General features: G+C 37.0%; 4 protein-coding genes. 3 read left to right on the top strand and 1 reads right to left on the bottom strand.

The annotated features are described in order from the left end of the window. Positions 1-255 precede the first annotated feature (255 nt). On the top strand, positions 256-681 hold the full coding sequence (locus tag KK060_RS24735; protein ID WP_254157951.1) for a hypothetical protein: 426 nt from the start codon (positions 256-258) through the stop codon (positions 679-681). Positions 682-755: 74 nt separating this feature from the next. On the opposite strand, the gene KK060_RS24740 is transcribed toward KK060_RS24735, so the two are convergent. After that, positions 756-932 carry a hypothetical protein gene (locus tag KK060_RS24740; protein ID WP_254157953.1) on the bottom strand — a complete coding sequence of 59 codons (177 nt, stop codon included), beginning with the start codon at positions 930-932 and terminating at the stop codon, positions 756-758. A gap of 245 nt (positions 933-1,177) precedes the next feature. On the opposite strand from KK060_RS24740, the gene KK060_RS24745 reads away from it, so the two are divergent. After that, positions 1,178-1,462, top strand: a complete 285-nt coding sequence (locus tag KK060_RS24745) for a hypothetical protein (RefSeq protein WP_254157955.1) — start codon at positions 1,178-1,180, stop codon at positions 1,460-1,462. 218 nt (positions 1,463-1,680) lie between these two features. Next, a complete protein-coding gene (locus KK060_RS24750) occupies positions 1,681-2,100 on the top strand; it encodes a hypothetical protein (protein ID WP_254157957.1) in 420 nt (139 codons plus the stop codon). Positions 2,101-2,248 lie beyond the last annotated feature (148 nt).

The raw sequence follows: 2,248 nt of genomic DNA on the forward strand, positions 1-2,248 counted from the left end.
ACAAAGATTTAGGTAAAATTAGGAGCAGTGTTTCAGAAAGCTCAGAGTCCTCTGAAGAGTGACTCTGAGCGGGAGGGGAATTTAGGAGATGGAGCATATTTCAAAGAAAAATCTATTTTGTTAAAGTGCTTTATAGTAAACAAAATAATAGGGAAATATAAGCCATATGGCTTATAGCGAAATGTTGGCAGTAATGCGCGGAAAGATTAGAACAACTTAGACATGGGATTTGAAGTAATAATCATAAATCTAGTTTTGGCGATTCCGACATATTTCGTTTGTCGACTAATTTTTAAACGAATAAAAGACAACGGAGCAAGACGGCTGACAACTTGGTTGGTGACAATTGTACTAACTCTGGTTATTTATGTTGGACTTATTCTCGTCTGGATTGCATTTGCATCATACTATCCTGAAAGAGATTTTGACAAGGAAAAATGGAAAACCGACATTGAGAAAAGATACGAAATGACGGACGACCTTGTTGACAACGGAAAGTTAATTGGTAAGACGAAAGAAGAGATTAAAGAACTATTGGGACAAGAAGACGTGAATTTTGACAGTACACTTTGGACATATTACATTGGATTCAAACCAAGTATTATTGGGATTGACCCTGACGTACTAGAGATAGAATTTAAGGATTTCCTCCCCCTCAGTGTCACTCGAAGAGGACACTGAGGTTTTCGAAGTACAAATTTCATTTGCTACGCTAACTTTTGTACATTGGTTTATTAAATAAACCCCTCTTGTCTCTACACCAGCAACATAACGAAGCTCACCAGGTCTACTTCTGTACAATCACCTGTTATAAATGGTTGCCACTGTTCGAGGAAAGTAATGGTTATCATGCTGTTTATAAGTGGTTCGAGCATCTTAAAAAGGATGGTTGTTAGGTTGCAGCTTATCTGATCATGCCCAATCACCTTCATGCATTGAGATAAAGCAAGAGTACTGGGACTATGAGGGAGATAAAACCTGGGAGAACATGGCGGGGTAGGCACCAGCGCACAACAACGTGCATCATCAATGGCGGGGTTCAGTGTAAATTTGTAGTTTAGTTTTTCAAAACACGTTTGGTGTCGCGGGACAGTGACACGCTTAGAACACCCCGCCACTGCTTATGCACCAACGTCGTGTGCAAGGCGTTCGGACGACAAAGACTTTTAATTAAAAGATGACAGCGAAATATAGAATTAAGGATACTTTCATTATTACTGGTCGCGGACTGGTTTTGGCTGGGACGATTGAGGAAGGAGTAGTTGTTACTGGGGACTATATTGAATTTGACGCATTTGAGAAAAAACGAAAAAGAAGAATAATAGGTGTTTCTTCAATGAGAAAAGCAGATGACAAAGAAATGAATGTGGGACTTCTCATAAAGTGTGACAATGAAGACGAAATACTTGAGTTACGGAAGTGGAGGCCAGAGAATGAACTTGGAATTATTGTCAAAGAGTGAGCAGAACGCCATCACACAACACAATAAATAATTCATTTCCTCCCCCTCAGTGTCACTCGAAAGGACACTGAGGTTTTCGAAGCACAATTTTATTTGCTAAGCTAGCTTTTGTACATTGGTTTATTAAATAACCCCTTATAATTAATTCTTAAGTTGAATCTCAGGTAAATAGTAATAGTAAGTTCTTATATTGTTAGAATAAAAAAAACTATTAAAATTTGAATCAGCATCATTTAAAATTTAAGTTAGCTATACTACTTTCTGTCCTGACTTTCAATGTATACTCACAACACAGCTATACCATTTGTAAAGTAGACTCCTCTAGCAGTAGAGTGTTTGTTCACACTACCAGACAGTATTTAAATAACTTAGATAATGTAAAGGAAGTAGTTAGGCATATCGAATCTAAATATTCATACTTTAAAGACTTAGAAATTTCCTTCTTTGATGATAAAACAAATTGCGGATATCAGGCTGAAGAGGTTAAGATTACAACAGATAGTTTGGTGGATATTACAATTAAAAATGTGCGAGCTCATTGGTTCGCAGAATATAACAGTAAAAAGAAAAAGATTAAGTATTTTAGAGATGACGGTTCCATGGCCGTAAAACATTTTTATTATTTAAAGAATGAATAACGAACTTATTCATTCCTTCCTCCCCTCAGTGTCACTCGAAGAGGACGCTGAGGTTTTCGAAGCACAATTTTATTTGCTACGCTAACTTTTGTACATTGGTTTATTAAATAAACCCCTCTTGTCTCTACACCAGCAACATAACGAAGCT

Origin of the sequence: Chryseosolibacter indicum, assembly GCF_018598585.1 — a bacterium.
GTDB classification, from domain to species: domain Bacteria; phylum Bacteroidota; class Bacteroidia; order Cytophagales; family Cyclobacteriaceae; genus Chryseosolibacter; species Chryseosolibacter indicus.